The organism is Streptomyces sp. NPDC058653 (assembly GCF_042716895.1).
In the GTDB taxonomy this organism is placed as follows: Bacteria; Actinomycetota; Actinomycetes; order Streptomycetales; family Streptomycetaceae; genus Streptomyces.
This window is the reverse complement of the sequence record NZ_JBHXRM010000002.1, coordinates 29,353-55,059: the sequence shown is the minus strand read 5'-3', so window position 1 is coordinate 55,059 and position 25,707 is coordinate 29,353. Positions and strand designations below refer to the sequence as shown.

At 71.1% G+C, this 25,707-nt stretch carries 28 protein-coding genes; 18 read left to right on the top strand and 10 right to left on the bottom strand.

Features of this window, described 5'->3' with window-relative positions:
- Window positions 1–2 precede the first annotated feature (2 nt).
- Both ACFWU9_RS01920 and ACFWU9_RS01915 read right to left on the bottom strand, forming a co-directional pair.
- On the bottom strand, window positions 3–785 hold the full coding sequence (locus tag ACFWU9_RS01920) for a GntR family transcriptional regulator (RefSeq protein ID WP_384313901.1): 783 nt from the start codon (window positions 783–785) through the stop codon (window positions 3–5).
- Window positions 782–1,330, bottom strand: a complete 549-nt coding sequence (locus tag ACFWU9_RS01915) for a GntR family transcriptional regulator (protein WP_384313899.1) — start codon at window positions 1,328–1,330, stop codon at window positions 782–784. Before ACFWU9_RS01915 ends, ACFWU9_RS01920 begins: the two co-directional genes overlap by 4 nt.
- 137 nt (window positions 1,331–1,467) lie before the next feature.
- On the opposite strand from ACFWU9_RS01915, the gene ACFWU9_RS01910 reads away from it, so the two are divergent.
- From ACFWU9_RS01910 to ACFWU9_RS01895, 4 genes are all read left to right on the top strand, one after another.
- Window positions 1,468–1,818, top strand: a complete 351-nt coding sequence (locus tag ACFWU9_RS01910) for an ATP-binding protein (RefSeq protein ID WP_384314385.1) — start codon at window positions 1,468–1,470, stop codon at window positions 1,816–1,818.
- Between the two features lie 127 nt (window positions 1,819–1,945).
- Window positions 1,946–3,004, top strand: a complete 1,059-nt coding sequence (locus tag ACFWU9_RS01905; RefSeq protein WP_384313897.1) for a S1C family serine protease — start codon at window positions 1,946–1,948, stop codon at window positions 3,002–3,004.
- Between the two features lie 84 nt (window positions 3,005–3,088).
- A complete protein-coding gene (locus ACFWU9_RS01900) occupies window positions 3,089–3,847 on the top strand; it encodes a response regulator transcription factor (RefSeq protein WP_384313895.1) in 759 nt (252 codons plus the stop codon).
- Window positions 3,844–5,262, top strand: coding sequence for a sensor histidine kinase (locus ACFWU9_RS01895; RefSeq protein ID WP_384313892.1), 1,419 nt, complete (start codon window positions 3,844–3,846; stop codon window positions 5,260–5,262). Before ACFWU9_RS01900 ends, ACFWU9_RS01895 begins: the two co-directional genes overlap by 4 nt.
- 85 nt (window positions 5,263–5,347) lie before the next feature.
- On the opposite strand, the gene ACFWU9_RS01890 is transcribed toward ACFWU9_RS01895, so the two are convergent.
- Complete coding sequence (locus tag ACFWU9_RS01890; protein ID WP_384313890.1) at window positions 5,348–6,088, bottom strand: SDR family oxidoreductase; 741 nt, start codon at window positions 6,086–6,088, stop codon at window positions 5,348–5,350.
- A gap of 134 nt (window positions 6,089–6,222) precedes the next feature.
- On the opposite strand from ACFWU9_RS01890, the gene ACFWU9_RS01885 reads away from it, so the two are divergent.
- Window positions 6,223–6,738, top strand: coding sequence for an RrF2 family transcriptional regulator (locus ACFWU9_RS01885; RefSeq protein ID WP_384313888.1), 516 nt, complete (start codon window positions 6,223–6,225; stop codon window positions 6,736–6,738).
- A gap of 145 nt (window positions 6,739–6,883) precedes the next feature.
- Here the strand turns inward: ACFWU9_RS01885 and ACFWU9_RS01880 are convergent, their stop codons facing one another.
- Window positions 6,884–7,852 carry a phosphatidylinositol-specific phospholipase C gene (locus ACFWU9_RS01880; protein ID WP_384313886.1) on the bottom strand — a complete coding sequence of 323 codons (969 nt, stop codon included), beginning with the start codon at window positions 7,850–7,852 and terminating at the stop codon, window positions 6,884–6,886.
- A 101-nt stretch (window positions 7,853–7,953) separates the two neighbouring features.
- Here ACFWU9_RS01880 and ACFWU9_RS01875 point away from each other — a divergent pair, with 101 nt between their 5' ends.
- Together ACFWU9_RS01875 and ACFWU9_RS01870 are read left to right on the top strand one after the other, a co-directional pair.
- On the top strand, window positions 7,954–8,715 hold the full coding sequence (locus ACFWU9_RS01875) for a hypothetical protein (protein ID WP_384313884.1): 762 nt from the start codon (window positions 7,954–7,956) through the stop codon (window positions 8,713–8,715).
- Window positions 8,712–8,885, top strand: a complete 174-nt coding sequence (locus ACFWU9_RS01870; RefSeq protein ID WP_384313882.1) for a hypothetical protein — start codon at window positions 8,712–8,714, stop codon at window positions 8,883–8,885. The genes ACFWU9_RS01875 and ACFWU9_RS01870 overlap by 4 nt, the downstream gene beginning before the upstream one ends.
- A gap of 25 nt (window positions 8,886–8,910) precedes the next feature.
- Here ACFWU9_RS01870 and ACFWU9_RS01865 read toward each other — a convergent pair whose 3' ends face one another.
- Entirely contained in the window at window positions 8,911–9,699 is a 789-nt protein-coding gene (locus tag ACFWU9_RS01865) for a VOC family protein (protein ID WP_384314383.1), read from the bottom strand.
- A gap of 175 nt (window positions 9,700–9,874) precedes the next feature.
- Here ACFWU9_RS01865 and ACFWU9_RS01860 point away from each other — a divergent pair, with 175 nt between their 5' ends.
- Both ACFWU9_RS01860 and ACFWU9_RS01855 read left to right on the top strand, forming a co-directional pair.
- Window positions 9,875–10,372, top strand: a complete 498-nt coding sequence (locus ACFWU9_RS01860) for a helix-turn-helix domain-containing protein (protein WP_384313880.1) — start codon at window positions 9,875–9,877, stop codon at window positions 10,370–10,372.
- Window positions 10,365–10,733 (top strand): DUF4180 domain-containing protein, encoded by a 369-nt coding sequence (locus tag ACFWU9_RS01855; RefSeq protein ID WP_384313878.1) that lies wholly within the window; start codon window positions 10,365–10,367, stop codon window positions 10,731–10,733. Before ACFWU9_RS01860 ends, ACFWU9_RS01855 begins: the two co-directional genes overlap by 8 nt.
- Before the next feature lie 25 nt (window positions 10,734–10,758).
- Here ACFWU9_RS01855 and eno read toward each other — a convergent pair whose 3' ends face one another.
- A complete protein-coding gene (gene eno, locus ACFWU9_RS01850; RefSeq protein WP_384313876.1) occupies window positions 10,759–12,060 on the bottom strand; it encodes a phosphopyruvate hydratase in 1,302 nt (433 codons plus the stop codon).
- Window positions 12,061–12,250: 190 nt separating this feature from the next.
- Here eno and ACFWU9_RS01845 point away from each other — a divergent pair, with 190 nt between their 5' ends.
- Window positions 12,251–12,673: a MarR family winged helix-turn-helix transcriptional regulator gene (locus ACFWU9_RS01845; RefSeq protein WP_384313874.1), complete on the top strand. Its 423-nt coding sequence runs from the start codon at window positions 12,251–12,253 to the stop codon at window positions 12,671–12,673.
- 158 nt (window positions 12,674–12,831) lie between these two features.
- Here ACFWU9_RS01845 and ACFWU9_RS01840 read toward each other — a convergent pair whose 3' ends face one another.
- Window positions 12,832–14,661, bottom strand: coding sequence for a bifunctional metallophosphatase/5'-nucleotidase (locus tag ACFWU9_RS01840; RefSeq protein ID WP_384313872.1), 1,830 nt, complete (start codon window positions 14,659–14,661; stop codon window positions 12,832–12,834).
- A 201-nt stretch (window positions 14,662–14,862) separates the two neighbouring features.
- Between ACFWU9_RS01840 and mshD the strand changes: the two genes are divergently transcribed.
- The 7 genes from mshD (at window position 14,863) to ACFWU9_RS01805 (ending at window position 22,443) form a co-directional block, all read left to right on the top strand.
- Window positions 14,863–15,783, top strand: a complete 921-nt coding sequence (gene mshD, locus ACFWU9_RS01835) for a mycothiol synthase (RefSeq protein WP_384313870.1) — start codon at window positions 14,863–14,865, stop codon at window positions 15,781–15,783.
- Window positions 15,784–15,928: 145 nt separating this feature from the next.
- Window positions 15,929–16,357, top strand: coding sequence for a GntR family transcriptional regulator (locus ACFWU9_RS01830; RefSeq protein WP_384313868.1), 429 nt, complete (start codon window positions 15,929–15,931; stop codon window positions 16,355–16,357).
- On the top strand, window positions 16,354–17,271 hold the full coding sequence (locus tag ACFWU9_RS01825) for an ABC transporter ATP-binding protein (protein ID WP_384313866.1): 918 nt from the start codon (window positions 16,354–16,356) through the stop codon (window positions 17,269–17,271). The genes ACFWU9_RS01830 and ACFWU9_RS01825 overlap by 4 nt, the downstream gene beginning before the upstream one ends.
- Window positions 17,268–18,299: a hypothetical protein gene (locus tag ACFWU9_RS01820; RefSeq protein ID WP_384313864.1), complete on the top strand. Its 1,032-nt coding sequence runs from the start codon at window positions 17,268–17,270 to the stop codon at window positions 18,297–18,299. Before ACFWU9_RS01825 ends, ACFWU9_RS01820 begins: the two co-directional genes overlap by 4 nt.
- A 331-nt stretch (window positions 18,300–18,630) precedes the next feature.
- Window positions 18,631–20,856, top strand: coding sequence for an RNA degradosome polyphosphate kinase (locus tag ACFWU9_RS01815; RefSeq protein WP_384313862.1), 2,226 nt, complete (start codon window positions 18,631–18,633; stop codon window positions 20,854–20,856).
- Window positions 20,843–21,967 carry a CHAD domain-containing protein gene (locus ACFWU9_RS01810; RefSeq protein ID WP_384313860.1) on the top strand — a complete coding sequence of 375 codons (1,125 nt, stop codon included), beginning with the start codon at window positions 20,843–20,845 and terminating at the stop codon, window positions 21,965–21,967. The genes ACFWU9_RS01815 and ACFWU9_RS01810 overlap by 14 nt, the downstream gene beginning before the upstream one ends.
- Complete coding sequence (locus ACFWU9_RS01805) at window positions 21,964–22,443, top strand: NUDIX hydrolase (protein ID WP_384313858.1); 480 nt, start codon at window positions 21,964–21,966, stop codon at window positions 22,441–22,443. The genes ACFWU9_RS01810 and ACFWU9_RS01805 overlap by 4 nt, the downstream gene beginning before the upstream one ends.
- 175 nt (window positions 22,444–22,618) lie before the next feature.
- Here ACFWU9_RS01805 and ACFWU9_RS01800 read toward each other — a convergent pair whose 3' ends face one another.
- The 3 genes from ACFWU9_RS01800 to ACFWU9_RS01790 all read right to left on the bottom strand — a co-directional run bounded on the left by ACFWU9_RS01800 (window position 22,619) and on the right by ACFWU9_RS01790 (window position 24,200).
- Window positions 22,619–23,185, bottom strand: a complete 567-nt coding sequence (locus ACFWU9_RS01800) for a hypothetical protein (RefSeq protein ID WP_384313856.1) — start codon at window positions 23,183–23,185, stop codon at window positions 22,619–22,621.
- A gap of 33 nt (window positions 23,186–23,218) precedes the next feature.
- Entirely contained in the window at window positions 23,219–23,665 is a 447-nt protein-coding gene (locus tag ACFWU9_RS01795) for a hypothetical protein (RefSeq protein ID WP_384313854.1), read from the bottom strand.
- A gap of 232 nt (window positions 23,666–23,897) precedes the next feature.
- Complete coding sequence (locus ACFWU9_RS01790; RefSeq protein ID WP_384314381.1) at window positions 23,898–24,200, bottom strand: phosphotransferase; 303 nt, start codon at window positions 24,198–24,200, stop codon at window positions 23,898–23,900.
- A 228-nt stretch (window positions 24,201–24,428) separates the two neighbouring features.
- On the opposite strand from ACFWU9_RS01790, the gene pstS reads away from it, so the two are divergent.
- Entirely contained in the window at window positions 24,429–25,562 is a 1,134-nt protein-coding gene (pstS, locus tag ACFWU9_RS01785; protein ID WP_384313852.1) for a phosphate ABC transporter substrate-binding protein PstS, read from the top strand.
- Window positions 25,563–25,707 lie beyond the last annotated feature (145 nt).

The window sequence follows — 25,707 nt, the reverse complement described above, 5'->3', positions numbered from 1 at the left end:
GGTCACTCGGGTGTGAACTCGTACCGCAACTCGTAGAGGTGGCCCGCCTTCGCCATCACCGTGACCTCGACGGGGTGCTCGTCGGCGTCGTAGACCACTCGCAGTGTCCGCAACACCGGCAGATCGCCGGGCAGTCGGAGTGCTTCGTACTGCTCCTGTGTCGGTATGCGGGCAGAGACATGGTCGACGCTGAGCCGGGGCCCGTGGCCGAGTTCGGTAAGCAGGGTGGGCGTTCCGCCCTTGATGCGGCGCTGTTCGGCCAGCGGGGTGCCGCGGGCGATGTGCGGCGGGTAGTAGGAATGGACCAGTTCCACCGGGTCGCCGTCGAGCGTGAGTACCTGGTTCCGCAGGATCGCACTGCCCTCGGCGGGCAGGCGAAGGGCCGCCGCGACGTCTGCCGGCGGCGTCACCTCCGTAACGGCGAGAAGCGTGCTCCGGGCGTGGCCGCCGCGTTTCGCGATCTCCCCGAGCCAGGGGTAGGGATCGCCGGTGGCGGCCGGGGCCAGGGACGAGGCGGGGCGCACGGTCGACTGCCGGTGCTCCCGTACGGTCACGGAGGCGCCCGCGCGCCCGACGACCAGCCGCTCGTTCTTGAGGAGTAGCAGTGCTTTCTGCACGGTCGCGTTCGAGGCGCCGAACCGCTCCTTGAGCCGTACGGTCGAGGGCAGGCTTGCGCCGGGGGCGAGATCGCCGGACATGATCTCGTCACGTAGATCGGCGGCGATCCGCTCGTGAAGCGAGCGCCGGTCGTACCCGTTTTCGTCGCTGAGCGGCACAGTCGTCATCCGATCCCGGTCTCGATCTCGTAGCGCAGCCGCTGGCGGTGCGCGGGCATGGTCATGATGTCGGCCTGGATAGGCCGGTCCGCGCTGTCGAAGGTGACCCGGACCAGCCGCAGCACCGGCTCGCCCGGCTCGGTACGCAGGGCCGCGCGCTCTTCCACGTCGGGCATCCGCGCGGACACATCCTCCCGGACGCGTGCGCCGGTATGTCCCAGCCGGGCAAGGAGGGTGACGGCACCGCCGGGGATCTTGGCGGTCCCAGCGAGAGGCGTGCCGCGCGCGATGGACACGGGGTAGTACGTGTCGGTCAGCTCGCAGGGAACGTCCTCCAGGAACATCACCCGCTTCCGCATGACGACGGCCTCGCCCGGTGCGACCCCGAGCAGTTCGGCCACCTCGCCGGCCGCGGCGACCTCACCGGCATCCACGATGCGCTGCCCACCCCGCCGCCCCTGGGCTGCCAACTCGGCGCTCCAGGCGTCGGGGTGGCCCTCGCGCTGTGGAGTCAGATACGGCATCGAGGTACTGACCCACGCACCGGTGCTCATGACGTCCTCCTGTGATCCTGACGGGGACCCCGACCTTGCCGCTTTACACAGTAAGCGACTCACCGCGGCCCCAGCCTCAACTCAACCTTGCCGCTTTTCGTGAATAGCGATACGCGCTACGAGCGTCACACAAGGCGCTGGCCGGGTGGGGACTGTCCACGCTGGAGGACTCGGCAGTCCTGGTGCTGTCGGAGTTGGTCACCAACGCGGTGCTGCACGCTCGCGTACCGGCAGGACGGGAGATCGAGACGCGCTTTCTGCCGACAGGTTTCCCGGTCCCCGATGGGCTGCGGATCGAGGTGCATGATGCGTCCGCCTTGCGGCCGTACCGGCGAAAAGACGATCCGGACGCGTGCGACGGGCGGGGTCTGCCCATCGTGGACGCGCTGGCCGACGCGTGGGGCGTCTCCGAGCGGGACGGCGTCGGGAAACTGGTGTGGGCACTGTGGCGCTCCCCCGAGACCGAGGGACGGCAGCAACGGTTGTGACGGAAGCGACCGACATCACATCCCGGTAGATCACTCCCGCCGACTTTATATGGGACATACACGGTTCTGTCGGGCTTCTCAGGGCGTCTTCAGACGGCTCTCATCTTGCGGGCGGACTCTCGGTGGCATGACCGAGAACTACCGTCGCAGCGGCGACGACGACGCGAACCGGCAGGACTACGACAGCGGCCAGGCGTACCCGCCGCCGCCTGCGTACGATCCCAGTGGGCAGGGGGTCCATCACGCGGGGTACGGGTATCCGCAGCACGGGCACTGGGGGTGGGGGGCTCCAGCCCCCGTGCAGGGGCCCACGCATGCCCGGCGTGCCAAGCGGCCCGTCGCGTTGCTCGCCGCCGTCGCGTTCGTCGCGGCCGTCGTCGGTGGGGGGACCGCCGCGCTGACCGAGTCGCTGACCGACAACCCGTCGAACGCCGCCACCGGCACCGTCAGCGGTACGACCGTGTCGCAGAGCAGCAAGGGCACGGTCGCGGGCGTCGCCGCCGCCGTCTCGCCCGCCATCGTGGAGATCCAGGCCTCGTCCGGCTCCGGGCAGTCCACCGGCTCCGGTGTGGTCATCACGGGTGACGGCGAGATAGTGACCAACAACCACGTCGTCGCGGGCGCGCAGACCGTGAAGGTGCAGCTCAGCACCGGCAGGACGTACACCGCGGACGTCGTGGGCACCAGCCCGGACAAGGACCTCGCGCTGATCGAACTCCAGGGCGCGAGCGGGCTCAAGACGGCGGCGCTCGGCGACTCCGACAACGTGAAGGTCGGCGACGAGGTCGTGGCGATCGGTTCGCCCGAGGGGCTGACCGGCACCGTGACCAGCGGGATCGTCTCCGCGCTCGACCGGGACGTCACCGTGTCGAAGGAGCAGGACCAGCAGCAACAGCAGGGCGGCGACCGGTGGCCGTTCGAGTTCGGCGGTCAGCAGTTCAACGGCGACACCGGCTCCTCCAAGACCACGTACAAGGCGATCCAGACCGACGCGTCGCTCAACCCGGGCAACTCCGGTGGCGCGCTGATCAATATGAACGGCGAGATCATCGGCATCAACTCGGCCATGTTCTCGGCCGGCGGTGCGAACGGCGGCGACAGCTCGACGGCCGGCAGCGTCGGACTCGGCTTCTCCATCCCGGTGAACACCGTCAAGGCCGACCTGAGCGCGCTGCGCGCCGGGTAACAGCGACCGCGACGCACCTGACGTGCGAGGCTGAAACGCGCAAGAGACCGGAGCCCCGGAAGCCGTGAGAGAAAGAGCGACGACATGAGCCCCGCCGAAGGCGATCCGCACCGCGTCCTGATCGTCGACGACGAGCCCGCCGTCCGCGAGGCGCTCCAGCGCAGTCTCGCCTTCGACGGGTACGGGACCGAGGTCGCCGTCGACGGTGTCGACGCCCTGGCCAAGGCCGCCGCCTACCAGCCCGACCTGATCGTGCTCGACATCCAGATGCCGCGCATGGACGGGCTGACGGCGGCCCGCCGACTGCGCGCCACCGGATCGACCGTGCCGATCCTGATGCTCACCGCGCGCGACACCGTCGGCGACCGCGTCACCGGGCTCGACGCCGGCGCGGACGACTATCTGGTGAAGCCCTTCGAGCTGGACGAGCTGTTCGCCCGGATCCGCGCGCTGCTGCGTCGCAGTTCGTACGCGGGTTCGGCGGGCGGCGAGCTGCCGCAGGACGACGTCCTCGCCTTCGCCGATCTGCGGATGGACCTGGCGACCCGCGAGGTCACACGCGGGACGCGCCGGGTGGAGCTGACCCGTACCGAGTTCACCCTCCTTGAGATGTTCCTGGCCCACCCGCGTCAGGTGCTCACGCGCGAGCAGATCCTGAAGGCCGTCTGGGGCTTCGACTTCGAGCCCAGCTCCAACTCCCTCGACGTGTACGTGATGTATCTGCGCCGCAAGACGGAGAGCGGCGGCGAGCCGCGCCTGGTCCACACGGTGCGCGGGGTGGGGTACGCGCTGCGCGCGGAGGGCGGGCCCGGCGGGCCGAGCGGGCACGGCGGCGCCGAGTGACCTCGCTCGCCCGGCGGTTGCGTACGCTGCCCCTCCGCTCCCGCCTCGCGATGCTCGTCGCCACGGCGGTCGCCGTGGCCGTCGCGGCGGCGGCCGTCGCCTGCTGGCTGCTGACCCGCGCCCAGCTGGAGGCGGAGCTGGACAACTCGCTCCGTAACACCTCGGCGCCCGTCAGTCTGGTGCAGAACGCGCTGTCCCGGTGCGGGACGACCGCGGAGCCCTCCCCGCACAGCTCCGGCTTCGCCTACATCCAGATCGTGAGCGACGAGGGCGCCCGGTGCGTGGACGCCTCCTCGCAGCCGGTGAAGGTCCAGCACGCGGACATCGCCGTGGCCGACGGCAGACAGCAGAGCGCGCTGCACGACTCCACCACCGACGAGGGCGCCGCCGTACGGGTCCACACCCAGCTGGTTCTCGTCTCCCGGACCGGTGAGCAGGTCGCCGTATCCATCTCCCGCCCCCTCGCCGAGATCGACTCCTCGCTGAACCGGCTCGCGCTGCTGCTGACCGCCGTCGCCGGCGCCGGGGTCATCGGGGCGGGCGTCGCCGGGCTCTGGGTCGCCAGGACCGGTCTGCGGCCGGTCGACGGACTGACCCGCGCGGTCGAGCATGTCGCCAGGACCGAGGACCTGAGCCTGCGCATCCCCGCCGAGGGGGAGGACGAGATCGCCCGTCTCTCCCGCTCCTTCAACTCCATGACGGCCGCGCTCGCCTCCTCGCGCGACCGCCAGGCGCAGCTCATCGCCGACGCGGGGCACGAGCTGCGTACGCCGCTGACCTCGCTGCGTACGAACGTCGAGCTGCTCGCCCGCAGCGACGAGACCGGCCGCGCGATCCCCCCGGAGGACCGTACGGCGCTGATGGCGTCGGTGAAGGCGCAGATGACCGAGCTGGCCGCGCTGATCGGCGACCTCCAGGAGCTGTCCAGGCCGGACGCCGCCCATCCGGGCCCCCTCCAGGTCGTCGCGCTGCACACGATCGTGGAGAGCGCGCTGGAACGTGCCCGGCTGCGCGGGCCGGACCTGCGGATAGAGGTGGAGCTGCGGCCCTGGTACGTACGGGCCGAGCCGGCCGCGCTGGAGCGGGCACTGATCAACGTCCTCGACAACGCGGTGAAGTTCAGCCCGCCGGGCGGGGCCATCGAGGTCGCGCTGAGCGCGCGGGGCGAGCTGACGGTACGGGACCACGGACCCGGCATCCCGGCGGAGGAACTGCCCCACGTCTTCGAACGCTTCTGGCGCTCCCCGTCGGCCCGGGCGCTGCCCGGGTCGGGCCTCGGCCTGTCGATCGTGGCCCGTACGGTGCAGCAGACGGGTGGCGAGATCGCCCTGCGCCCCGCGGCGGGCGGCGGGACGGTGGCGGCAATCCGTATCCCGGGCGCCGCGACGCCTCCGCCGAGCCGCCCGGGCGAGTGAGGACGGCTCAACGGCCCCTGGGGGAAGGGGCGTTGAGCCGTCGGCGGTGGGCCGGGCCGCGGCGGGCGACCCGGACGCCTCGCGGTCAGCGCGTCTCGCGCAGCCAGTCCCGGTAGTGGGTGTTCATCAGTTCCGCGTCCGACCTGGGGACGAGCACGTCGCCCTCGATGGCCCCGAACATCCCGGCCTGCTCGTCGACGACGACGTTCCGGGTGTCGCCCCGTGCCTCCAGGGTGATCCTGCCGAGCTCGTCGAGCGTGAAGCGGTCCGGTCCTCCGAAGTTCTTGACCCCGTCCAGCGGCTCGCCCACGGCGACCTCGAAGACGGCGGAGGCGACGTCCGCGGCGGCGATCGGCTGGATCGGGGTCGTGGGCAGCCGGACGGTCGTGTCGTCGGAGGTCCAGTCCATGACCGAGTCCATGAACTCGAAGAACTGTGTGACGCGGACGATCGAGTACGGCGTCGGCCCCTGCCGGAGCAGCTCCTCCTGAAGAGCCTTGGCGCGGTAGTAGTCCAGCTGCGGCACCTCGTCCACGCCGACGATGGAGACGACGATCTGGTGCCCGACACCGGCCTTCTGGCCCGCGGCGAGCAGATTGCCCATGGAGGTCCGGAAGAAGTCGAGCGACTTCTCGTCGAAGGTCGGCGAGTTGGCCACGTTGACCACGACCCGCGCACCCTCCAGCGCCTCGTCCAGCCCCTTGCCCGTCAGCAGGTCGAGACCGGTCGACAGCCCCACGGGGAGGGCCTCGTGTCCCGCGTCGGTCAGCTTCCGGACCAGCTGCGAGCCGATCCGTCCGGTCCCGCCGATCACCGTGAACTTCATCTCCGCCACCTTTCCCGGCACGCCGGCGGGCGCGCGGTCGCGCTCGCAGGACGCACCCCAAACTCGGATACTTCTTGTCCGGGATATTAGTCGGATATCCTTTGTCCGAGTCAAGCGGAGGGAGGCGCGAGCGTATGAAGTTGTCAGGTGGGGTCGAATGGGCGCTGCACTGCTGCGTGGTTCTGACCACGGGGACGGAGCCGGTGCCGGCGGCCCGGCTCGCCGAGCTGCACGACGTGTCCGGCAGCTATCTCGCCAAGCAGTTGCAGGCGCTCTCCCGCGCCGGACTCGTCACATCGGTCCAGGGCAAGGCGGGGGGCTACGTCCTGACCAGGGCCCCGGAGCTGATCACGGTCCTCGATGTGGTCACGGCCGTCGACGGCGAGCGGCCCGCGTTCGTCTGCACGGAGATCCGGCAGCGCGGCCCGCTCGCCTCGCCGCCGGAGGCCTGTACGAAACCGTGTGCCATCTCACGTGCGATGGCGGGCGCCGACGCCGCCTGGCGTGCGGCCCTCCAGGCGATATCCGTGGCGGACCTCGCCGCAGGCGTCGAGGAGGACTACGGCCCCGAGGCCCTCGGGGGCATACGTGACTGGCTGACCGGGCCGACCGGGCCGGGCGACGTCACCGCGTCGCCTCCCGCGCGGTGACCGCGCGCCGGCCCGGCCCTTGGTGGACCGTCCTGTTCGACGAGCCCCGTCGTGAACCCTGGTACGTACGCCAGACGTACGTATGTCAGCCGTACCTGCGTCAGACGTACCTACGTCAGACGTACATTCCTCAGCCGTATCCGCGTCAGCCGTTGTGGCGGATCAGCGAGTCCACCAGCCCGCCCCTGGTCTCGGGGTAGTCCATCGGCACGATGCCCAGACCGCGCCAGCCCGCCGCCTCCGAACTGTCCATCAGCGTGTGGACCCTCGGGTTCAGCCGGTCGGAGTTCCAGCGGATGGGCAGCAGCGCGGCCGTGCTGACGTAGTTGATGAACTGCTTGCCCGGCTGCTGTACGGCCTTGCGGAAGTGCGCCTCGATCTTGGGGTACTTGGCGCCCGGCTCCGCCATGTAGTCGTCCTGGATGTCGAAGAGCCCGCCGTCCCCGTACCGCACGCCCGGCATCCCGCCGAGGTCCGAGAGCAGGACCACCTTGCCGCGCGCCTCGCCGAGCGCGGGCAAGTTGCTGTCGAGGCGGAAGAGGGAACGCCAGCCCTTCCCGTCCAGATAGGTGTCGAAGATCCGCCGGAACTCGGCGTCGTTCACCGTCGAGTACTCCTGCTTGAGGCGCATCAGGACGGTCTCCGAGGGGTGCGCCCGGAGGAAGTCCCGGCAGGCGTTCAGCACGTCGTCGAAGTTGAGATTCTGGTAATAGGCGGCGTGGTGGATCGGGAAGGCGTTCTCGAACGCCCGGCAGCGTATGTCCAGGAAGCGCACGCCGCTGTTCAACTGCTCGGCGATGCTGGTGCCTTGGCAGGCGACGTACGCACCGCCGACGCGCGCGCCGGAGTTGTGCGTACCGGGGAGGGTGAGGCGCTGTACGGGGGTGGAGTCGCCGATGCCCGAGAGCCAGTCGGAGGGGGAGAGCGCGCGCCGGGCCTTGGCGCGGGCCGCGCCCCGGGCGGCCGTCCCGGTCGCCGTCGAGGGGGCCGCTGCCGCCGTCGCGGAGCCCGTACCGACGAGCGCGGTGGCGGAGAGCGCCACGGCTCCGGCGAGGATTCCTCGACGGGCAAGTCCAGTGCTGGTGGGGGGTGTTGATCCGCTGTCTGTGACCATGCGGCGAATTATGGCGTGACCACGTCACCTCTGGACAGGGTCTCCGGGTGCCGCGGAAGCCTCCCGGCCGAATGTCAGTGGTCGCGCCTAGGGTGCGTCGCATGGGAGTCAGACAACTCGAACAGTTACTGCGCGAGGACCCGGACGACCTCGCCGCCCGGCGCGCCCACCGCGAGGTCCTGGTCGACAGGGCCGTCGCACGTCCGCACGCCTTTCCCTCCAAGGCCGCCGTCACCTGGTCGGCCGAGGCGCCCGCGCATGTGGCCGATGCCCTCCGGGCCCGCTTCGTGACGGCGGTACGGCTCCGGCCGGGCGCGGACGCCGAGGACGCGGACCAGGAGTACGAGCGCGACGAGCCCGACACCGACCAGAACGACATGCCGCTCCCGCCTCCCCTCCACGAGGCGGGCGCTCTCCCGGACATCGACTTTGGCGGAATCCGCGAGCTGGACCTCTCGTACTTCCGCGTCGGCGACCCCGGCGCCGTGGGCCTCGCGGAGACTTCCTCCACCGGCCGGATCGACACGCTCGACCTGCGTTACTGCGGCATCGGCGACGAGGGCATCGCGGCCCTGGTCGCCTCCGGGAAGTTCGGCGACATCCGGCGGCTGCACCTCCAGCACAACCGGCTCACCGGCGAGGGTGTGCGCGCGCTCGCGCCTCTCCACGGGCTCCGGGAACTCGACCTCCGGTACAACCGCATCGGCGCGGACGGCGCGGCGGCGCTGGCCGAGGCGCCGTTCGCCGGCTCCCTCACGCGTCTGCTGATCCATCGCGAGGACGTCACCGACGCCGGTGTGCGGACGCTGGCCTCCGCCTCCCGGCTCCCCTCCGCACTGCGCGGTTTCTGGAGAAGCGTGTGAGCGCGGGTCCCGGTCCGCCCTCCGACGACGAGGTGGCCCGCCACCGCGCCGAGGCCGACGCGACCGACGCCGAGGCCGCCACGACGATCGACGGGCTCGGCGTCTCCCCCACCCGACGGCCCGCCAGAGAGCGGCGCGCCTCGCCGAAGCGGACGACGACCGACGAGTGAAGGGGTCCGCCGGGGCGGGGCGGGGCTACTCCGGCACCGGCGAGGCGATCACCGCGAAGACTCCGCCCTGGGGGTCGGCGAGGACGGCCATCCGGCCGGCCGGTGTGTCGAAGGCGGGGTCGAGGACAGCGGCGCCCGCGCGGACGGCCGCGGCCTGGACCTCGTCCACGTCGTCCACGTTGAAGTACGGCCGCCAGTGCGGGGGCACGCCGGGCTGAAGTCTCTCCGGGTCCATGATCCCGCCGACCTCGCGCCCGTCCACCTTGAACTCGACGTACCCCTCGGCGCCCGGGGCCTCGGAACGGGCCGTGGTGAGGGGCAGGACGGAGGAGTAGAACGCGGAGGCGGCCGGGATGTCGGCGGTGGTCAGCTCGTTCCAGACGAGCGCGCCGTGCTCGTTGACGATGCCCGCGCCGTCGAAGCTCCCCGCCTGCCACAGACCGACGACGGCGCCCGTCGGGTCCGCGATCACGGACATCCGGCCGAGGTCCATGACGTCCATCGCGCCCATCATGACCGTGCCGCCGGAGTCGCTCACGGACCTGAGGGTGGCGTCGATGTCGTCGGTGGCCAGGTAGGTGGTCCAGGCCACCGGCGGCATCGGGTCGGGGACGGTGCCGTCCGGGTTCATCGCCTTCATGATCCCGGCGACCGGCTTGCCCTTGAGGGTGCAGACCGCGTACCCGCCGGTCTCGGGCGGACCGACCTCGCCGCGCCAGCCGAGCAGGTCGCTGTAGAAGTCGATCGCCGCCTGCTGGTCGGGGACCATCAGATCGATCCAGCACGGAGTGCCGGGCTTGTAGGGGCGGTTCATCTCGGGCACGGGGGCCTCCGTCGGTGACGCGGGGAAAGGACGAGCCGCTCCCTACCCGCCCCATAAGCCGCGAACCGGATTGTACGGGTGAATCCACCCCGTCACCCTCGAAACTGCGCTCCCTATCTTCCCGTAAACCACCCTCATAAGGAAGGATGGGGTAGCGTACATACGCATGGAGAGCAGTGACCGCGAGCTGTACTCGGTCGGCGAGGTCGCCGAGCGGTTGGGGCTACATGTGCGGACCGTGCGGAACTATGTGCGGGACGGGCGGCTGAAAGCCGTACGGATCGGCAAGCAGTACCGCATCAGCCGGGCCGACTTCGAGGCGCTGACCAGCCTCCCGGAGGCCGAGGAGCCCTCGGACGCCAGCCCGTCACGCGCGCGGTACGTCGAGGTGTCGAGCATTGTGCAGATCGACTCGGTCGGTCCGCGCGCGGCGGACCGGCTGAGCACCCTCGTCACGGCGAGCGTGCAGTCGGTGCGGGCCGTGCGCGACACCTCGGACCCCCTCCGTATCCAAGTGGTCTACGACAAGGAGCGGGCCCGCATGAAGATCGTGATCCTCGGCGGCGCCGCCGACACGGCGGAGCTGCTGCGCATCCTCGACAGCGTCCTCGGGCCGGAGAACGACCTGCTGGGCACCGACCGACAGGAGACGGACCATGCCTGATCTGCTCGTGGAACACCACGGCATACCCGTCCTCGTCTGCGACGCCGACGGCGCGGCTATAGCGACCGAGCAGGACGCGCTCGACCATCTGGTCGGCGCCGCCTTCACCAGCGCCGCCGAACTGATCGCCGTTCCGGCCGAGCGGTTCGACGCGCGCTTCTACGACCTCAGCAGCGGCCTCGCCGGCGCGATCCTCCAGAAGTTCTCCACCTACCGGCTCAGGCTGGCCGTGGTCGGGGACATCTCGCACCATCTGCGCGCCAGCTCGGCGCTGCCCGATCTCGTACGGGAGGCGAACCGGGGCCGGGACATCTGGTTCGTCGCCGACCTGGACGAACTCGCGGCGAGGCTCGCCGCCTAGGGCGCCTGGCGGAAGACCCAAATGCTCAGGAGCGGTTCAGCACCGCTCCGCCCGCGTACCGGGCGGATGTTCCCAACTCCTCCTCGATCCTGATGAGTTGGTTGTACTTCGCCGTACGGTCGGACCGGGACAGCGAGCCGGTCTTGATCTGGCCGCAGCCCGTCGCCACCGCCAGGTCCGCGATCGTGGTGTCCTCCGTCTCGCCGGACCGGTGCGACATGACGACCGTCCAGCCGGCGCGGTGCGCGGTGGCGACCGTGGCGAGGGCCTCGGTCAGGGTGCCGATCTGGTTGACCTTGACCAGGACGGAGTTGCCGACACCGGTGCGGATGCCCTCGCGCAGCAGAGTCTCGTCGGTGCAGAACACGTCGTCGCCGGTGAGCTGGCACCGGTCGCCGATAAGCGCGGTCAGCTCCCGCCAGCCCTCCAGGTCGTCCTCGGCCATCGGGTCCTCGATGGAGACGACCGGGTACGCGTCGACCAGCCCGGCCAGGTATTCGGCGTGTTCGGCGGGCGTACGGCGGACGCCCTCGCCCGCGTACACATACACGCCTTCGTGGAAGAACTCCGACGAGGCCGGGTCCATGACCAGGCCGATGTCGGTGCCGGGCCGGTAACCGGCGCGCCCGACGGCCGCCATGACGAAGTCGAGCGCTTCCTCGGCGGTACGGAGCGCGGGCGCGAAACCGCCCTCGTCGCCGACGCCGGTGGAGTGTCCGGCGGCCAGCAGATCGCGACGGAGCGTATGGAAGACCTCGGAGCCCATCCGGACGGCTTCCGCGAAGGTCTCCGCCCCGATCGGGGCGATCATGAACTCCTGGAAGTCCAGCGGGTTGTCGGCGTGCGCGCCGCCGTTGACGATGTTCATCATCGGCAGCGGGAGAAGGCGGGCGTCCGCGCCGCCGAGGTAGCGGTAGAGCGGCTGGCGGTGGGCCGCCGCCGCGGCCTTCGCGGTGGCGAGGGAGACGCCGAGGAGCGCGTTGGCGCCGAGCCGGGACTTGTCGGCCGTACCGTCGAGCGCGACGAGCGCGGCGTCGAGTCCCGCCTGGTCGTCGGCGTCGCGCCCGACGACCGCGGACGCGATGTCGTCGTTGACGTGGGCGACCGCGCGGTCGACGCCCCTGCCGTGCCAGCGCCGGGGGTCCCCGTCACGCAGCTCCACGGCCTCCCGTGCGCCGGTGGAGGCGCCGGAGGGGACGGCGGCCCGGCCGAGGGATCCGTCGGCGAGGAGGACATCGGCCTCGACGGTGGGGTTGCCCCGGCTGTCGAGGACCCGGCGGGCGATGACGGACCGGATGGTGGTGGGCTCAACTGCCTTGGAAATCATGGGAGTTCCTTTGCGCTGACGCACGCCGCGGCTCTGCTGCGACAACGCTGGCGCCTGCCGCGACAGCGTCGACTCTACAGCAATGCTGCACAGTTTCGCTGTTCAGTTCTGCTGTTCAGTTGTGCTGTCCAGTTCCCTTGCGCAGGTCAGGGGCACATCCACGCCCGCCGACCACCGGTTAAAGTTCCCTATGCCCACCCCGGAACCCGCCACCGTCGCCACCGAACTGCGTAACGCGATGGGCAAGCTCACGCGGCGCGTGAAGCACGAGGACCGGATCCCGCTCAGCCAGGTGTCCGTGCTCGGCACCCTCGATCGCGACGGGGCCATGACCACCAGCGATCTGGCGGCCGACCAGCGCGTACGCCCCCAGTCCATGGCCCGCGCGGTCGGGCTGCTCATGGACCAGGGGCTCGTCGTACGCCGCGCGCATCCCACCGACGGCCGCAAGTCGCTGGTCGAGCTCTCGCCCGCCGGACAGGCCGCTCTGGAGGCGGAGCGTGGTCGCAGGGCGGGCTGGCTCGCGCAGGCCATCGAGCTGGAACTCACCGGCGAGGAGCGCGAGGTACTGGCGCGCAGCGCCGCCCTGATGGAGCGGCTCGCCGCGCGCTAGGGCGCGACGCCGGGATCAGCGGATCGGACGGGCTCGGACGGGACCGGGCCAGGACGCTTCGGGACGGCGAAGGGCGGCGGGACGAAAATCCGTCCCGCCGCCCTCGGACACGCTCTGCCGGTAGGCCCGTTGTACCGGTGGACCCGCTCTGCCGGTGACTACTTGATGACCGTGATCCGGTCCGTGGCCGGCGGCGCCAGCGGCGCCTCGGCCGTGGAGTGCGCCGCCAGGTAGGCGTTGAACAGGTCCAGGTCGGCCGGGCCGACCAGCTTGTTCGTGCCCTGGCCCAGCGCCGCGAAGCCGTCGCCGCCGCCCGCGAGGAACTCGTTCATCGCGACGCGGTACGTCTTCGCCGGGTCGAGCGCCTCACCGTTCAGCTTCACCGAGTCGGTGACGATCCGGGCGGCGCCCGCCTTGGTCATGTCCAGGGTGTAGGTGAAGCCCTTGGAGACCTGGAGGATCTTGTTGGACGCCTCGTTGGAGCCGCTGACCTGCTGCTGGAGAGCGGTGACGATCTGCGCGCCGGTGAGGTCGACGACGTTCATCATGTTGGTGAACGGCTGGACGGTGAACGCCTCGCCGTACGTCACCACACCGTCGCCCTCGCCGCCCGAAGCCGCGTAGACGAGGTCGGCGCGGATACCGCCCGGGTTCATGAACGCCAGCTGCGCGCCGCCCTTGTCGGCGGGAGCCAGGCCTTCGAGCTGCGCGTCGGCGATGACGTTGCCGAGCGGCTGCTCCGGCGTACCGGCGCCGCGGCCGTTGATGTCGGCGGAGATGAAGCCCTGCGGGGCGCTCGCGATCGGGGCCGCCGTCTTGTTCCAGCGGGCGATCAGGTCGGTCATGTCCTTGGCCTTGGCCTGCTCACGGCTGACCACGTGGTTGGCCGACTGCACCTTCGTACGGACGATGTCCTTGGTCCGCAGGTCGTAGGTGAGCGTGGTGTCGGTGTAGACCTTGCCGAACGACGACGCGGAGGTGACCATGCGGTCGTTGCCCGCCGGGTCCGGCACGGTGCACGCGTACGCCTGGTGCGTGTGGCCCGTGACGAGCGCGTCGACCTTGGGCGTGATGCCCTTGGCGATGTCCACGATCGGACCCGAGATGCCGTCGCCGGGACCCGGGCTGTCGCAGTCGTAGTTGTACGAGGTGGAGGCCGGGGCCCCGCCCTCGTGGACCAGCGCGACGATGGACTTGACGCCCTGGCGGTCGAGCTCCTTGGCGTACTTGTTGACGGTCTCGATCTCGTCGTGGAACTTCAGGCCCTTGACGCCCTCGGCGGTGACGATGTTCGGCGTGCCCTCCAGGGTCACTCCGATGAAGCCGATCTTGACGCCGTTCTTCTTCCAGACCGTGTACGGCTTGAGGACGGGCTTTCCGGTCTTCTCGTACGTGGCGTTGGCCGCCAGGTAGGGGAAGTCGGCGCCCTTGAACTTCTTGCCCTTCTCGTAGCAGCCGTCCGTCGGGTGGCAGCCGCCCTCCTGAAGGCGGGTCAGCTCCGCGGAGCCCTCGTCGAACTCGTGGTTGCCCACGGCCGTGACGTCGAGGTCCATCTTGTTGAGCGCCTCGACGGTGGGCTCGTCGTGGAAGAGCCCGGACAGCAGCGGGCTCGCGCCGACCATGTCGCCGGCGGCGGCGGTGACCGAGTACGGGTGGCCCTTGCGGGCGGTCCGCAGCGAGCTGGCCAGGTACTCGACACCACCGGCGGGAACGGCCTTGACCGTGCCGTCGGCCTGGATCTCGTTGACGTTGCCGGAGGAGCCGGCCGGCGGCTCCAGGTTGCCGTGCAGATCGTTGAAGGACAGCAACTGGACGTCCACGGTGCGGGGCTCGGGGTGCCCGTGCCCGTTCCCGTGTCCGTGGCCGTCGCCCCACCCGTGCGCCCCGGCGGCGGGCGCGGCGGCGGCGAGTGCGCCGAACGTGGCGAGTCCGGCCACGGCGGCCAGCACCCGCCGGGCCGCGCGGTTTTTCTGCGGTGTCGCTGACATCGGTCCCCTTGTTGCTTCCGCTTGTAAGTTCCGTGTGAGGGATGGGAGGTGCGAGCGGCAGCTTAAAGTCCACGCGCGTAGAGGAACAGGGGTGTTCGGGTTACGACCTGGTTGCCAGTGGCCGTCGGCGGGCGGTCGGGAGGTGCCGGCGACCGGGCGTGAATCCGGGAGCCCCGCCCGGGGGCGCCGTACCCTCGACGCATGACTGAAACGGCAGCCCCCGACCCGGGCCGGCAGATCGACACCCTTGACGAGATCACTCCCGAGCAGGCACGGGACGTCCTCGAACTGCTCGACGCGGCAGCCCGTTCCGACGGGGTGCAGGCCGTGTCCGAGCAGGGGCGGTTGCAGCTGCGCGGGGGGCCGAGGGCCGGCGTGCGGCATTTTCTGCTGACCGTCGGCGGCGAGCTGCTGGGGTACGCCCAGCTGGAGGACACCGATCCCGTGGAGGCGCCGGCCGCCGAGCTGGTCGTGCATCCCTCGCACCGGGGGCGCGGGCACGGGCGGGCGCTCGGGGCCGCGTTGCTGGCCGCTTCGGGGAAGCGGCTGCGGGTGTGGGCGCACGGCGGCAAGTCGGCCGCCCGGCATCTGGCGCAGGTGCTGGGGCTCTCCATGTTCCGTGAACTGCGCCAGCTGCGGCGGCCGTTGGAGCCTCTGGACATCCCCGAGCCCGTACTGCCGGACGGGATCACCGTCCGTACCTTCGTACCCGGCCAGGACGACGAGGCCTGGCTCGCGGTCAACGCCGCCGCCTTCGCCCACCATCCCGAGCAGGGCGGGCTCACCCAGCGGGACCTCGACGACCGGGTCGCCGAGCCGTGGTTCGACCCGAAGGGTTTCTTCCTGGCCGAGCGCGACGGGCGGCTGGTCGGCTTCCACTGGACCAAGGTGCACGCCGACGAACAGCTCGGCGAGGTGTACGTCGTCGGCATCAGCCCCGACGCGCAGGGCGGCGGTCTCGGCAAGGCCCTCACCGCGATCGGGCTGCGGCATCTGGCCGCGCGGGGCCTACCGACCGCGATGCTCTACGTCGACGCCGACAACACGGCCGCCGTGACGGTCTACGAGCGCCTCGGCTTCATGACGCACGAGGTCGACCTCATGTACCGCACGGAGTCCTAGGGGCTCACCGGCTCACGGCCTTACCGGCTTACGGCTTTACCGGCTCACCGGCCGGGAGACAAGTACGCGGAGGGGCGGTGCGGTTGACACCGCCCCTTCTCCGTTCCATGCTTTCACTACTTCCCTAGTGAAAGGGTGCTTGCGGGTGATCGAATTCCGCATCGACCGGCGCAGCGGTGTCGCCACGTACCTCCAGATCGTCCAGCAGACCAAACAGGCCCTGCGGCTCGGCCTGCTCGAACCCGGCGACAGGCTCCCCACGGCACGCGAGGTCGTGGAGGCCACCGCCATCAACCCCAACACCGTCCTCAAGGCCTACCGCGAGCTCGAACGCGAGGGTCTCGCCGAGGGCCGCCGGGGGCTCGGCACCTTCGTACGCGGCACCCTCGGCGGCGACTCCGCCGACCACCGCGCGCTGCGGGCCGAGTTGCGCGCCGAACTCGCCGCGTGGACCGAACGGGCCCGCGCGGGCGGGCTGGAGAAGGACGACCTGACCGCACTCTTCACCTCCGTCGTCGACGAACGCTTCGAAGGCCCGGACACAGACCCACGGAAACAGGGGGACCTCTCATGACAGCCGCGGCGATCGAGGCGACCGGTCTCGGCAAGCGCTATCGCGGGAAGGGCCGTTGGGCTCTCCACGACTGTTCGTTCCGGGTGCCGGCCGGCCGTGTCTGCGCCCTCGTCGGCCCCAACGGCGCCGGCAAGTCGACCCTTCTCGCCCAGGCCGCCGGGCTGGCCCCGGTCACCGGGGGAGACATCCGTGTCCTCGGCGAGTCCCCGGCCGGCGCCCGTGACCGCATCGCGTACGTCGCCCAGGACAAGCCCCTGTACGGGCAGTTGACGATCGGCGAGACCCTGCGCATGGGGCGGGAGCTGAATCCCGGGCGCTGGGACGCCGGGACCGCCGAGCGGATCGTGGCCGAGGGCCGGCTCGACCCCGGCGTACGCGTCCGTACGCTCTCCGGCGGCCAGCGCACCCGCGTCGCGCTCGCGCTCGCCCTCGGCAAACGCCCCGAACTCATGCTGCTCGACGAGCCGATGGCCGACCTCGACCCGCTCGCCCGCCATCAGCTGATGGGCACGCTCATGGCCGAGGCGGCGGAGCACGGGACCACGGTCGTGATCTCCTCCCACATCCTCACCGAGCTCGAAGGAACCTGCGACTACCTGCTGCTTCTCGACGAGGGCCGGATACGCCTCGGCGGCGAGACCGAGGATCTGCTCACCGCGCACCGGCTGTTCAACGGCCCCGTACGCGATCTGGCACCGCACACGGTCGTGGACTCGCGCACCACCGGACGCCAGCTCACCGCGCTGATCCGCACCGAAGGCCCGGTCGACCCCGGCTGGGAGACCCTGCCCCTCTCCCTGGAGGAACTGTTGCTCGCCCATCTGCGCTCCCCGGGCGCGCCCGTCCTGCTCACCCCGAGCGCCGAGCGGAACGACCGCGCCGCCACCACCTCCGCCCCGGCGGTGACGGCATGAGCACGCTCCTCGAAGAACGGCCGGAGGCACCGCGGGCGGCCTCCGCGCGACCGGGTACGCGCGGCCCCCTGTGGCTGGTGGTGCGCCAGCACCGCACCACCCTGCTGATCGGCGCGGCCGTCATGGTCGCGGGCGCGCTGGCCCTGATCGCCTACCGGATCTGGGCCGGGAACCTGGCCGACGACTTCGCGGCGACGGGCTGCGACGTCACCGGCACGGACCGCCGCCCGGACTGCTTCACACCCGCGAGCGACTTCAGCGACCGGATGTACGGCTTCGACCGCGCGGTGAACTACGGAAGCTACGCCCTCCAGTTCCTGCCCGGCCTGCTCGCCGCGTTCGTCGCCGGGCCCATGGTCGCGCGGGAGCTGGAGTCGGGGACGTACCGGCTGGCCTGGACACAGTCGGTCAGCCCGGCCCGCTGGCTCGCCTCGAAGCTGTCCCCGCTCGCGGTGGCCGTGCTGGTGCTCGTCCCGCCGCTGACGGCGGTCCGCGCCTGGGTCGCCGCGTCGGTCCCCGACAACAGTCCGTACCCCCGGACGCCCTGGCACGAGCCCACCACCTTCGTCTCGCTGGGCACCGCGCCGGTGGCGTACGCCCTGCTCGGGATCGCGGCCGGCGCGCTGGTGGGCCTGCTGATCGCGCGTACCCTCCCCGCGATGTCGGCCGCACTGCTGGCGGTCGGCGGGGCGTTCCTGGCCATGAACCAGGTACGCGCCCACCTGTGGCCGAGCGCGACCGCCACCAGCCCGCTCGACGGGTATCCGCGGCCCGGCGGAACCTGGTGGTGGCTGGACGAAGGACTGCGCGGGGCCGACGGGGACCGGCTTCCCGACATGGCGTGCAGCGGCCCGTACGAGGTGCAGTTGCGGTGCCTCGCGGAGCACGGCGCCGCCGCCCGGTACATCGACCTCCACCCCGCCTCGCACTTCTGGCCCCTCCAGCTGGTCGAGTCGGGCATCGTGCTCGCCTTGGCGGCGGCGTGCGCCTTCGCCGCGTTCAAGGTGCTGGGCCGGCGGCACGGCTGACCGTCCGGCGGGGCGCCGGAGCGCTGGGCCCGCGCACCCGACGGCGGTTACCGGCCGGGGACCGGGTCCCGCCCGCCCACGGGGGGAGGGCGGGACTCCGTGCGTTCACCCCGGCCGTTCACCCGTTCCCACCTCGTACGACCGTGTTCCGCCCCCGTGGAGCCCCGCCCCGCTTCCCTGCACGTCATGTCGCCGTTACCGGCCATTCAGACGCGCTTGCGACCCTCACGGAATGCAGCCCGCTGTGCCCCCCACTCCGAACGGCAGGTTCTACCTCGCCCCCGCCGGTTCCGACGCGCCCGTCGTGCCCTCCGCGCGGAACAATGGAGGCATGAGCCAGCAGCCTGCCGAGATCCCGGTCCACCCGCAACCGTCCGTGGGGTCCATCGCCTCGCACCGGCACCCCATGGTCGGCGCGGCCACGTCCGACCTGGAGCCGGACCTCGACGGCGACCTCGACTCCTACGACCGGGACGGCCACGGCGAGGGCGGAGAACTGCCCCAGGGACGCTTCCTCGACCGCGAGCGCAGCTGGCTCGCCTTCAACGAACGCGTGCTGGAGCTGGCCGAGGACCCGGCCACCCCGCTACTCGAACGGGCGAATTACCTCGCGATCTTCGCGTCCAACCTGGACGAGTTCTTCATGGTCCGCGTCGCCGGCCTGAAACGGCGCATCGCGACCGGCGTCGCCACCCGATCGGCCTCAGGGCTCCAGCCCCGTGAGGTGCTGGACCTGATCTGGACCCGGTCGCGGGAGATCATGGCCCGCCACGCCGCCTGCTTCCAGCAGGACGTCTCCCCCGCGCTGGCCGAGGAGGGCATCCATCTGATCCGCTGGGGCGATCTCACGGAGAAGGAGCAGGCGCGCCTGTTCACCCTGTTCCGGCAGCAGATCTTCCCGGTCCTGACGCCCCTGGCCGTGGACCCGGCCCACCCCTTCCCGTACATCTCGGGTCTCTCCCTCAACCTCGCGGTCGTCGTCCGCAACCCCGTCAGCGGCCACCGGCACTTCGCCCGTGTCAAGGTGCCGCCGCTGCTGACGCGCTTCCTGGAGGCGTCCCCGCAGCGGTACGTGCCGCTGGAGGACGTCATCGCGGCACACCTGGAGGAGCTGTTCCCCGGGATGGAGGTGCTGGCGCACCACATGTTCCGGGTCACCCGCAACGAGGACCTGGAGGTGGAGGAGGACGACGCGGAGAACCTCCTCCAGGCGCTGGAGAAGGAGCTCATGCGGCGCCGCTTCGGCCCGCCGGTGCGCCTGGAGGTCGAGGAGTCGATCGACCCGTACGTGCTCGACCTGCTGGTCCGTGAGCTGAAGGTCCGCGACGCCGAGGTGTACCCGCTGCCGGGGCCGCTGGATCTGACCGGGCTGTTCGGGATAGCGGCGCTCGACCGGCCGGAGCTGAAGTTCCCCAAGTTCATCGCGGGCACCCACCGCGACCTCGCGGAGGTGGAGTCGGCGTCGGCGCCGGACATCTTCGCGGCGCTGCGCGAGCGCGACGTCCTGCTGCACCACCCGTACGACTCGTTCTCCACCTCCGTCCAGGCGTTCCTGGAGCAGGCGGCGGGCGACCCCGACGTGCTGGCGATCAAGCAGACGCTCTACCGGACGTCCGGCGACTCTCCGATAGTGGACGCGCTGATCGACGCCGCCGAGTCCGGCAAGCAGGTCCTGGTCCTCGTCGAGATCAAGGCCCGCTTCGACGAGCAGGCGAACATCAAGTGGGCGCGCAAGCTCGAAGAGGCCGGCTGCCATGTGGTGTACGGGCTGGTCGGGCTGAAGACGCACTGCAAGCTCTCCCTCGTGGTCCGGCAGGAGGGCGAGACCCTGCGCCGCTACAGCCACGTCGGCACCGGCAACTACCACCCGAAGACGGCACGGCTCTACGAGGACTTCGGCCTGCTCACGGCCGACCCCCACGTCGGCGCCGACCTCTCCGACCTCTTCAACCGGCTGTCGGGCTACTCGCGGCGCGAGACCTACCGCCGGCTGCTGGTCGCCCCCAAGTCGCTGCGCGACGGGCTGATCACCCGGATCAACAAGGAAGCGGCACACCACCGTTCGGGGCGGCCCGCCTACGTACGCATCAAGGTCAACTCGATGGTCGACGAAGCGATCATCGACGCCTGCTACCGCGCGGCGCAGGCGGGCGTACCCGTCGACATCTGGGTGCGGGGCATCTGCGCCCTGCGCCCCGGCGTGCACGGCCTGTCGGAGAACATCCGGGTGCGCTCCGTCCTCGGACGCTTCCTCGAACACTCCCGGGTCTTCGCCTTCGGCAACGGCGGCGAGCCCGAAGTCTGGTTCGGCAGCGCCGACATGATGCACCGCAACCTCGACCGTCGTATCGAGGCTCTGGTACGGGTCACCGACCCCGCGCACCGCGCGTCCCTCACCCGGCTCCTGGAGACCGGCATGGCGGACGACACCGCCTCCTGGCATCTGGGGGCCGACGGGAACTGGACCCGGCACTCCGTCGACGCGGACGGTCAGCCGCTCAGGCACGTACAGGAAATGCTCATTGACGCCCGGAGGCGCCGGCGTGCAGCACCATGAAGCAGACACCGTCGGCTCGGTCGGGACGGCCCGGCCCGCCGGACCCGTCCCCGGGAACGAGGCCTTCGAGGCCACCGCGGGGCAGGTCCTCGCCGGGTATCTGAACACCCGGTGCGGGGACTTCCTGCGCAGCCTGCGGCTGTACGGGGAATGCGGCTCGGACACGGCCGCGGCCGAGGAGGCGGCGTCCGCGCTGCGCTGCTCGGCACGGCGGATCGGGGGCAGCCTGCACACGTTCCGGGTGCTGCTGGACCCGGTGTGGGCGGACCAGCTCCGTACGGAACTGGGCTGGCTCTCCGGCACCCTCGCGCAGGAGTACGCGTGCACGGCACGGCTGCACCGGCTGGTGTCCGCGCTGGGACGGCTGTCGGGAGCGGGAGCGGCGGCGGTCCCGGGCGCCCGCAGCAACGGCGGGAGCGGCAAGGCCGGTACGGGCACGGGTCCGGACGGCGCGGCCGGCTCGGGCGCCTCCCCGGCTCCGGGAGTCCTGACCGTCGGTGCCTCGCGCGCCGGGGCGCTGCTGGAGCGGCAGTTGACGCTGGCGCGGACGCGGGCGCACTCGGCGGCGCTCCAGGCGCTGGGCTCGTCCCGCTTCCACGCGGTGGCCGACGCCGTCGCCGTACTGGCCTCGGAGGTCCCGCTGGCACCGGTCGCCGGGGCGTCGGCGCCGGAGATCCTCGCGGCGCCGCAGAGCGCGGCCGAACGAAGACTCCTCGACGCGGTGTCCGTGCTGCCCCTGGCCCGCGCCGCGCAGCCGTACAACGCGGAGGCCCTCATCCACGGCCTCTCCACGCCCGCGGACGGCGAGGCGCAGGACGCGCCGTGGCACCAGGTACGGCTGCTGCTCAGACTGCACCGGTACGCGCAGGAGGTCCGCCCCGTGGGCGGCGCCCCCGACCCGGTGCTCGCCGAGGCGGGGCGCGCGCTCGACCGGCACCGTGACGCGGCGGAGGCCGCCGCCGCCGCCGCGAACGCGGCCCGGACACCGCGGATCGCCCCCGCGACGGCGTACGCGCTCGGCGTGCTGCACGCGGACCAGCGCCACGAGGTGGAGGCGGCGCGCTACGAGTTCCTCCAGATCTGGCAGCGGAGGGCGGTGACCGCCCCATGACCGACACCGCCGACGGCGGTGGCGCCGGCCGCGGTACGCGTACGCCGAGGACGGGACCGGTCCTGGCGGCGGGCTGTGTGCTGTGGCGGAAGTCGCCGTACCGCGCCGACGGTACGGAGATCTGTCTGGTCCACCGCCCGAAGTACGACGACTGGTCGCATCCGAAGGGCAAGCTGAAGCACGCCGAGGACGCGCTCGCCGGGGCGATGCGCGAGGTCCTGGAGGAGACGGGGCACCACTGCGCCCCGGGCGCCCGGCTCGGCACGGTCAGCTATCTGGCCAACGGCCGTCCCAAGCAGGTCATCTACTGGGCGGCCGAGGCGACGGACGGTGCCTTCGCGGCGAACGACGAGGTGGACCGTATTCTCTGGCTCCCTCCGCCGACGGCGCGCGACCGCCTGACCCAGCCGCGCGACCGTCTGCTGGTCGACGCGCTGCTGGAGGCGCTGCCCGCGAGGAGCGGGCGGGAGGCCTGAGTCGCTTTTGCCGAACACCGCGACCTCGCCCAACCTCTGTCCGCCGCGCTCCCAGAGCTCGATCGACCGGTGAGTGTCGATTCGCTCCCGGACCACGCCGCCGGCGTGCCGTCGAGCAGCCCGAACCCCGTCAGCCTGCCCTGACGCACATTCAGCGGCGAGACGTCCCCGCCCCTCAGCGCCGACTCCCGACGTCCTCGACCGAGGTCGGGCCGAGCTGTCTGGCGCTGGCGTACTCCGGCATCGACATGGGCCTGTCGAAGAGGAAGAAGGACTGGTTCGTCCCCACCGTGAACTCCATGAACGCACCCGTCGTGGCATCGAAGCCGTAGTACGTGTCGCACATCGAGCCGGCCGAGTACGTGCCGTCCATGCCCGGCAGCGGCACCGCCACCTTGCCGTTGGTGTCGGAGTCCACCTTCTCCGTCGGCGTGAGCATCTGGCAGCGCGCGACGGGCATGCCCTTCATGACGAAGTACCCGTACTCGCCCTTGGCGTTCTGGATGTAGACGTAGCTGAGCTTGCCCTTCTTGCCCCAGGTCCTGACCCACTGGTTGATGGCCTCGCGGGTCGGCGAGTACTCCATCCTCCCGGCGGGCTGCTTCGCCACGAGCTGGTCGTAGCTCTTCTGCTTGGCCTTGGTCTCCTTGCTCTGGCTGGAGTCGTCCTGGCAGGCGGCCAGGGTGAGCAGCAGGGTGAGCGCCGCCGCCGAGGCCACGGAGACACGAGTGATCGTCCTCATGCTGTACTGCCCCTTTCCCGAGAAGCGCGGTGATCAGTTGGCGCACGCCGTCCTGTCGGCGTCCGCGTGCAGGCGGTACGGCAGATCCCGGTCGAGGAAGGGGGCGCGGTGCTCCTGGGCGGCCTTCGAGTTGTACTCGTTGATCGACTCGGTCCGGCTCGACCTCAGGGCGGTGATCGACTGGTCGATCTGGCCCCTGCGGGCGGCCGACGCCGAACCCCGCTCCTCCTGGAGCGCCCGGATCGACCCCTCGGCGTTCTGCGCGGCCTCGCACAGATCGAAGAAATCCTGGTACGTCGACTGCCGGAAGGTGCCCGACGCGACGGTGTTCTCCCGCACCTCGGACGCGCCCCGGAACGGGGCCGTGATCCACCCGGCGCCCCCGAAGACGAAGGTGCCGAAGACCCCCAGAACCGCCAGACCGACGACACAGCTGACGGCCCACACCCGGAGCCGTACTTCCTCGTGCCTGACTCCCATCGCTTCCCCCTCTCCCTTGCCTTTCCCGGCCGGACAGCCTCGTCGGACGCGAGTCCGCCGCTGGTACTCCGAGTCTGGCCACGCCTCGACCGGGGGCCCATAGGAGGGAGTTGGAAAGTGGATGCGATGCCGCCGCACAAGCGGCGCGCTGCGTGTCGGGCCGGGCCGGGGGTCGTACGGGAATGGGCACGGACCGCCCTACGCGAGTGCCGCCCACGGCGCGCGCGGCGCCTCAGCGGGGATCGGCTCCGCAAGACGGCCGAACCAGCCACTCGGCCCGCGCCCGGGCCTCCGCGTCGAGCGTGCCGTCCGCGAGCAGCCCCTCGACCGGCCGGCGCGGGGCCGCCGCGTCCGTACGACTGCCGTCGAATGTGACGAGCGCCGGCGTACGCACCCCGGCCGCCCGCGCAACCGGAATCACCGCCGCCTCCTTCACCAGGTCGGCGACGAATTCCTCCGTACGAGCTACCCGTGACACAAGGTCGGAGCCCAGGCGGTATGCCCGGTTCGCGGCCCCCGAGGTGATCGGGCGCACATTCTCGGCCGCCACGCCGTGTCGGGCCGCGATCAGGACCGGAGCCGCACCAGGCTGTCCGTCACGGTTCACCTGCCGTTCATTCCCATCCGTCAGCGGCTTCACCTGATCTGCCTAATTTCAGCCTTACACGGTGACCGGCACACCGCCGGACCCACCATCTCGACGCACGCCGCCGTAGAAGTGCGAACATCCGCACACAGGCGGCTTCTGGAAGGAACACCCGAAGTGAAGCTTCAGCGCAAGAACCGGCTGCGCGCCACCGCGCTCGGTGCCCTCGCCGTCTCCGGCGCCCTGGTTCTCTCGGCGTGCGGCTCGGACGACAATACGAAGGACTCCGACGGCGGCGAGAAGACCGCAGCCGCGTCGACCATCAAGTGTGACGACGCCAAGGGCCAGGTCCTTGCCGCCGGATCGAGTGCCCAGAAGAACGCGATGGACCTCTGGGTCAAGAACTTCCAGCAGGCCTGCTCGGGCGTCGAGATCAACTACCAGCCGATCGGTTCCGGCGGCGGTATCACCAAGTTCACCCAGGGCCAGGTCGCCTTCGCGGGCTCCGACTCCGCCCTGAAGCCGGAGGAAGTCACCGCCTCCGAGGAGATCTGCAAGGGCGGCAAGGGCATCAACCTCCCGATGGTCGGCGGCCCCGTCGCCATCGGTTACAACGTGCCCGGCGTCGACAGCCTCGTCCTCGACGGCCCGACCCTCGCCAAGATCTTCGACTCGAAGATCAAGAAGTGGGACGACAAGGCGATCGCGGACCTCAACCCCGACGCCAAGCTCCCGAGCACCGCGATCCAGGCGTTCCACCGCTCGGACGAGTCGGGCACGACGCAGAACCTGAACAAGTACCTCAAGGCCGCGGCTCCGTCCGACTGGAAGTACGACGACAGCTCGAAGTCGTGGGAGGCCAAGGGCGGCCAGGCCGCCAGCGGTTCCTCCGGCGTCGCCTCCAGCGTCAAGGACACCGAGGGCGCCATCGGCTACTTCGAGCTCTCCTACGCGACCGCGAGCAACCTGACCACGGTCAAGGTGGACACGGGCGCCGGTGCGCCGGTCGAGGCCACCACGGAGAACGCCTCCAAGGCGATCGCCGCCGCCAAGGTCAAGGGCACGGGCAACGACCTGGCCCTGGAGCTCGACTACGCCACCAAGGCCGAGGGTGCCTACCCGATCATCCTGGTGACGTACGAGATCGCCTGCGACAAGGGCAACAAGGCCGAGACCCTGCCCAGCGTCAAGGCGTTCCTCAACTACACCGTCAGCGAAGAGGGCCAGAAGGTCCTGAGCGAGGCCGGCTACGCCCCGCTCCCGACCGAGATCGCGGCCAAGGTCCGCGAGATCGTCCCCACCCTGTCCTGACCCCCGGACGTGGGGGGGGGGGGGGGGGGCCGGGGGGGGGGGGGGGGGGGGGCGGGGGGGGGGGCGCCGGGCGCCCCGCCCCGCGGCGCCCCACGCGCGGAGCCCGCCGCCTCAAATAAAGCACACCCCCCCGCCACACCCCCCC

Coding starts and splice junctions, on each gene's coding strand:
- ACFWU9_RS01920 (WP_384313901.1), bottom strand. CDS start 785: ATGACGACTGTGCCGCTCAGCGACGAAAACGGGTACGACCGGCGCTCG.
- ACFWU9_RS01865 (WP_384314383.1), bottom strand. CDS start 9,699: ATGAACCGCCCCTACAAGCCCGGCACTCCGTGCTGGATCGATCTGATG.
- ACFWU9_RS01855 (WP_384313878.1), top strand. CDS start 10,365: ATGCCTGATCTGCTCGTGGAACACCACGGCATACCCGTCCTCGTCTGC.
- ACFWU9_RS01825 (WP_384313866.1), top strand. CDS start 16,354: ATGACAGCCGCGGCGATCGAGGCGACCGGTCTCGGCAAGCGCTATCGC.
- ACFWU9_RS01905 (WP_384313897.1), top strand. CDS start 1,946: ATGACCGAGAACTACCGTCGCAGCGGCGACGACGACGCGAACCGGCAG.
- ACFWU9_RS01800 (WP_384313856.1), bottom strand. CDS start 23,185: ATGAGGACGATCACTCGTGTCTCCGTGGCCTCGGCGGCGGCGCTCACC.
- ACFWU9_RS01900 (WP_384313895.1), top strand. CDS start 3,089: ATGAGCCCCGCCGAAGGCGATCCGCACCGCGTCCTGATCGTCGACGAC.
- ACFWU9_RS01820 (WP_384313864.1), top strand. CDS start 17,268: ATGAGCACGCTCCTCGAAGAACGGCCGGAGGCACCGCGGGCGGCCTCC.
- ACFWU9_RS01915 (WP_384313899.1), bottom strand. CDS start 1,330: ATGAGCACCGGTGCGTGGGTCAGTACCTCGATGCCGTATCTGACTCCA.
- ACFWU9_RS01860 (WP_384313880.1), top strand. CDS start 9,875: ATGGAGAGCAGTGACCGCGAGCTGTACTCGGTCGGCGAGGTCGCCGAG.
- ACFWU9_RS01840 (WP_384313872.1), bottom strand. CDS start 14,661: ATGTCAGCGACACCGCAGAAAAACCGCGCGGCCCGGCGGGTGCTGGCC.
- ACFWU9_RS01890 (WP_384313890.1), bottom strand. CDS start 6,088: ATGAAGTTCACGGTGATCGGCGGGACCGGACGGATCGGCTCGCAGCTG.
- ACFWU9_RS01795 (WP_384313854.1), bottom strand. CDS start 23,665: ATGGGAGTCAGGCACGAGGAAGTACGGCTCCGGGTGTGGGCCGTCAGC.
- ACFWU9_RS01875 (WP_384313884.1), top strand. CDS start 7,954: ATGGGAGTCAGACAACTCGAACAGTTACTGCGCGAGGACCCGGACGAC.
- ACFWU9_RS01805 (WP_384313858.1), top strand. CDS start 21,964: ATGACCGACACCGCCGACGGCGGTGGCGCCGGCCGCGGTACGCGTACG.
- ACFWU9_RS01845 (WP_384313874.1), top strand. CDS start 12,251: ATGCCCACCCCGGAACCCGCCACCGTCGCCACCGAACTGCGTAACGCG.
- ACFWU9_RS01815 (WP_384313862.1), top strand. CDS start 18,631: ATGAGCCAGCAGCCTGCCGAGATCCCGGTCCACCCGCAACCGTCCGTG.
- mshD (WP_384313870.1), top strand. CDS start 14,863: ATGACTGAAACGGCAGCCCCCGACCCGGGCCGGCAGATCGACACCCTT.
- ACFWU9_RS01880 (WP_384313886.1), bottom strand. CDS start 7,852: ATGGTCACAGACAGCGGATCAACACCCCCCACCAGCACTGGACTTGCC.
- ACFWU9_RS01885 (WP_384313888.1), top strand. CDS start 6,223: ATGAAGTTGTCAGGTGGGGTCGAATGGGCGCTGCACTGCTGCGTGGTT.
- eno (WP_384313876.1), bottom strand. CDS start 12,060: ATGATTTCCAAGGCAGTTGAGCCCACCACCATCCGGTCCGTCATCGCC.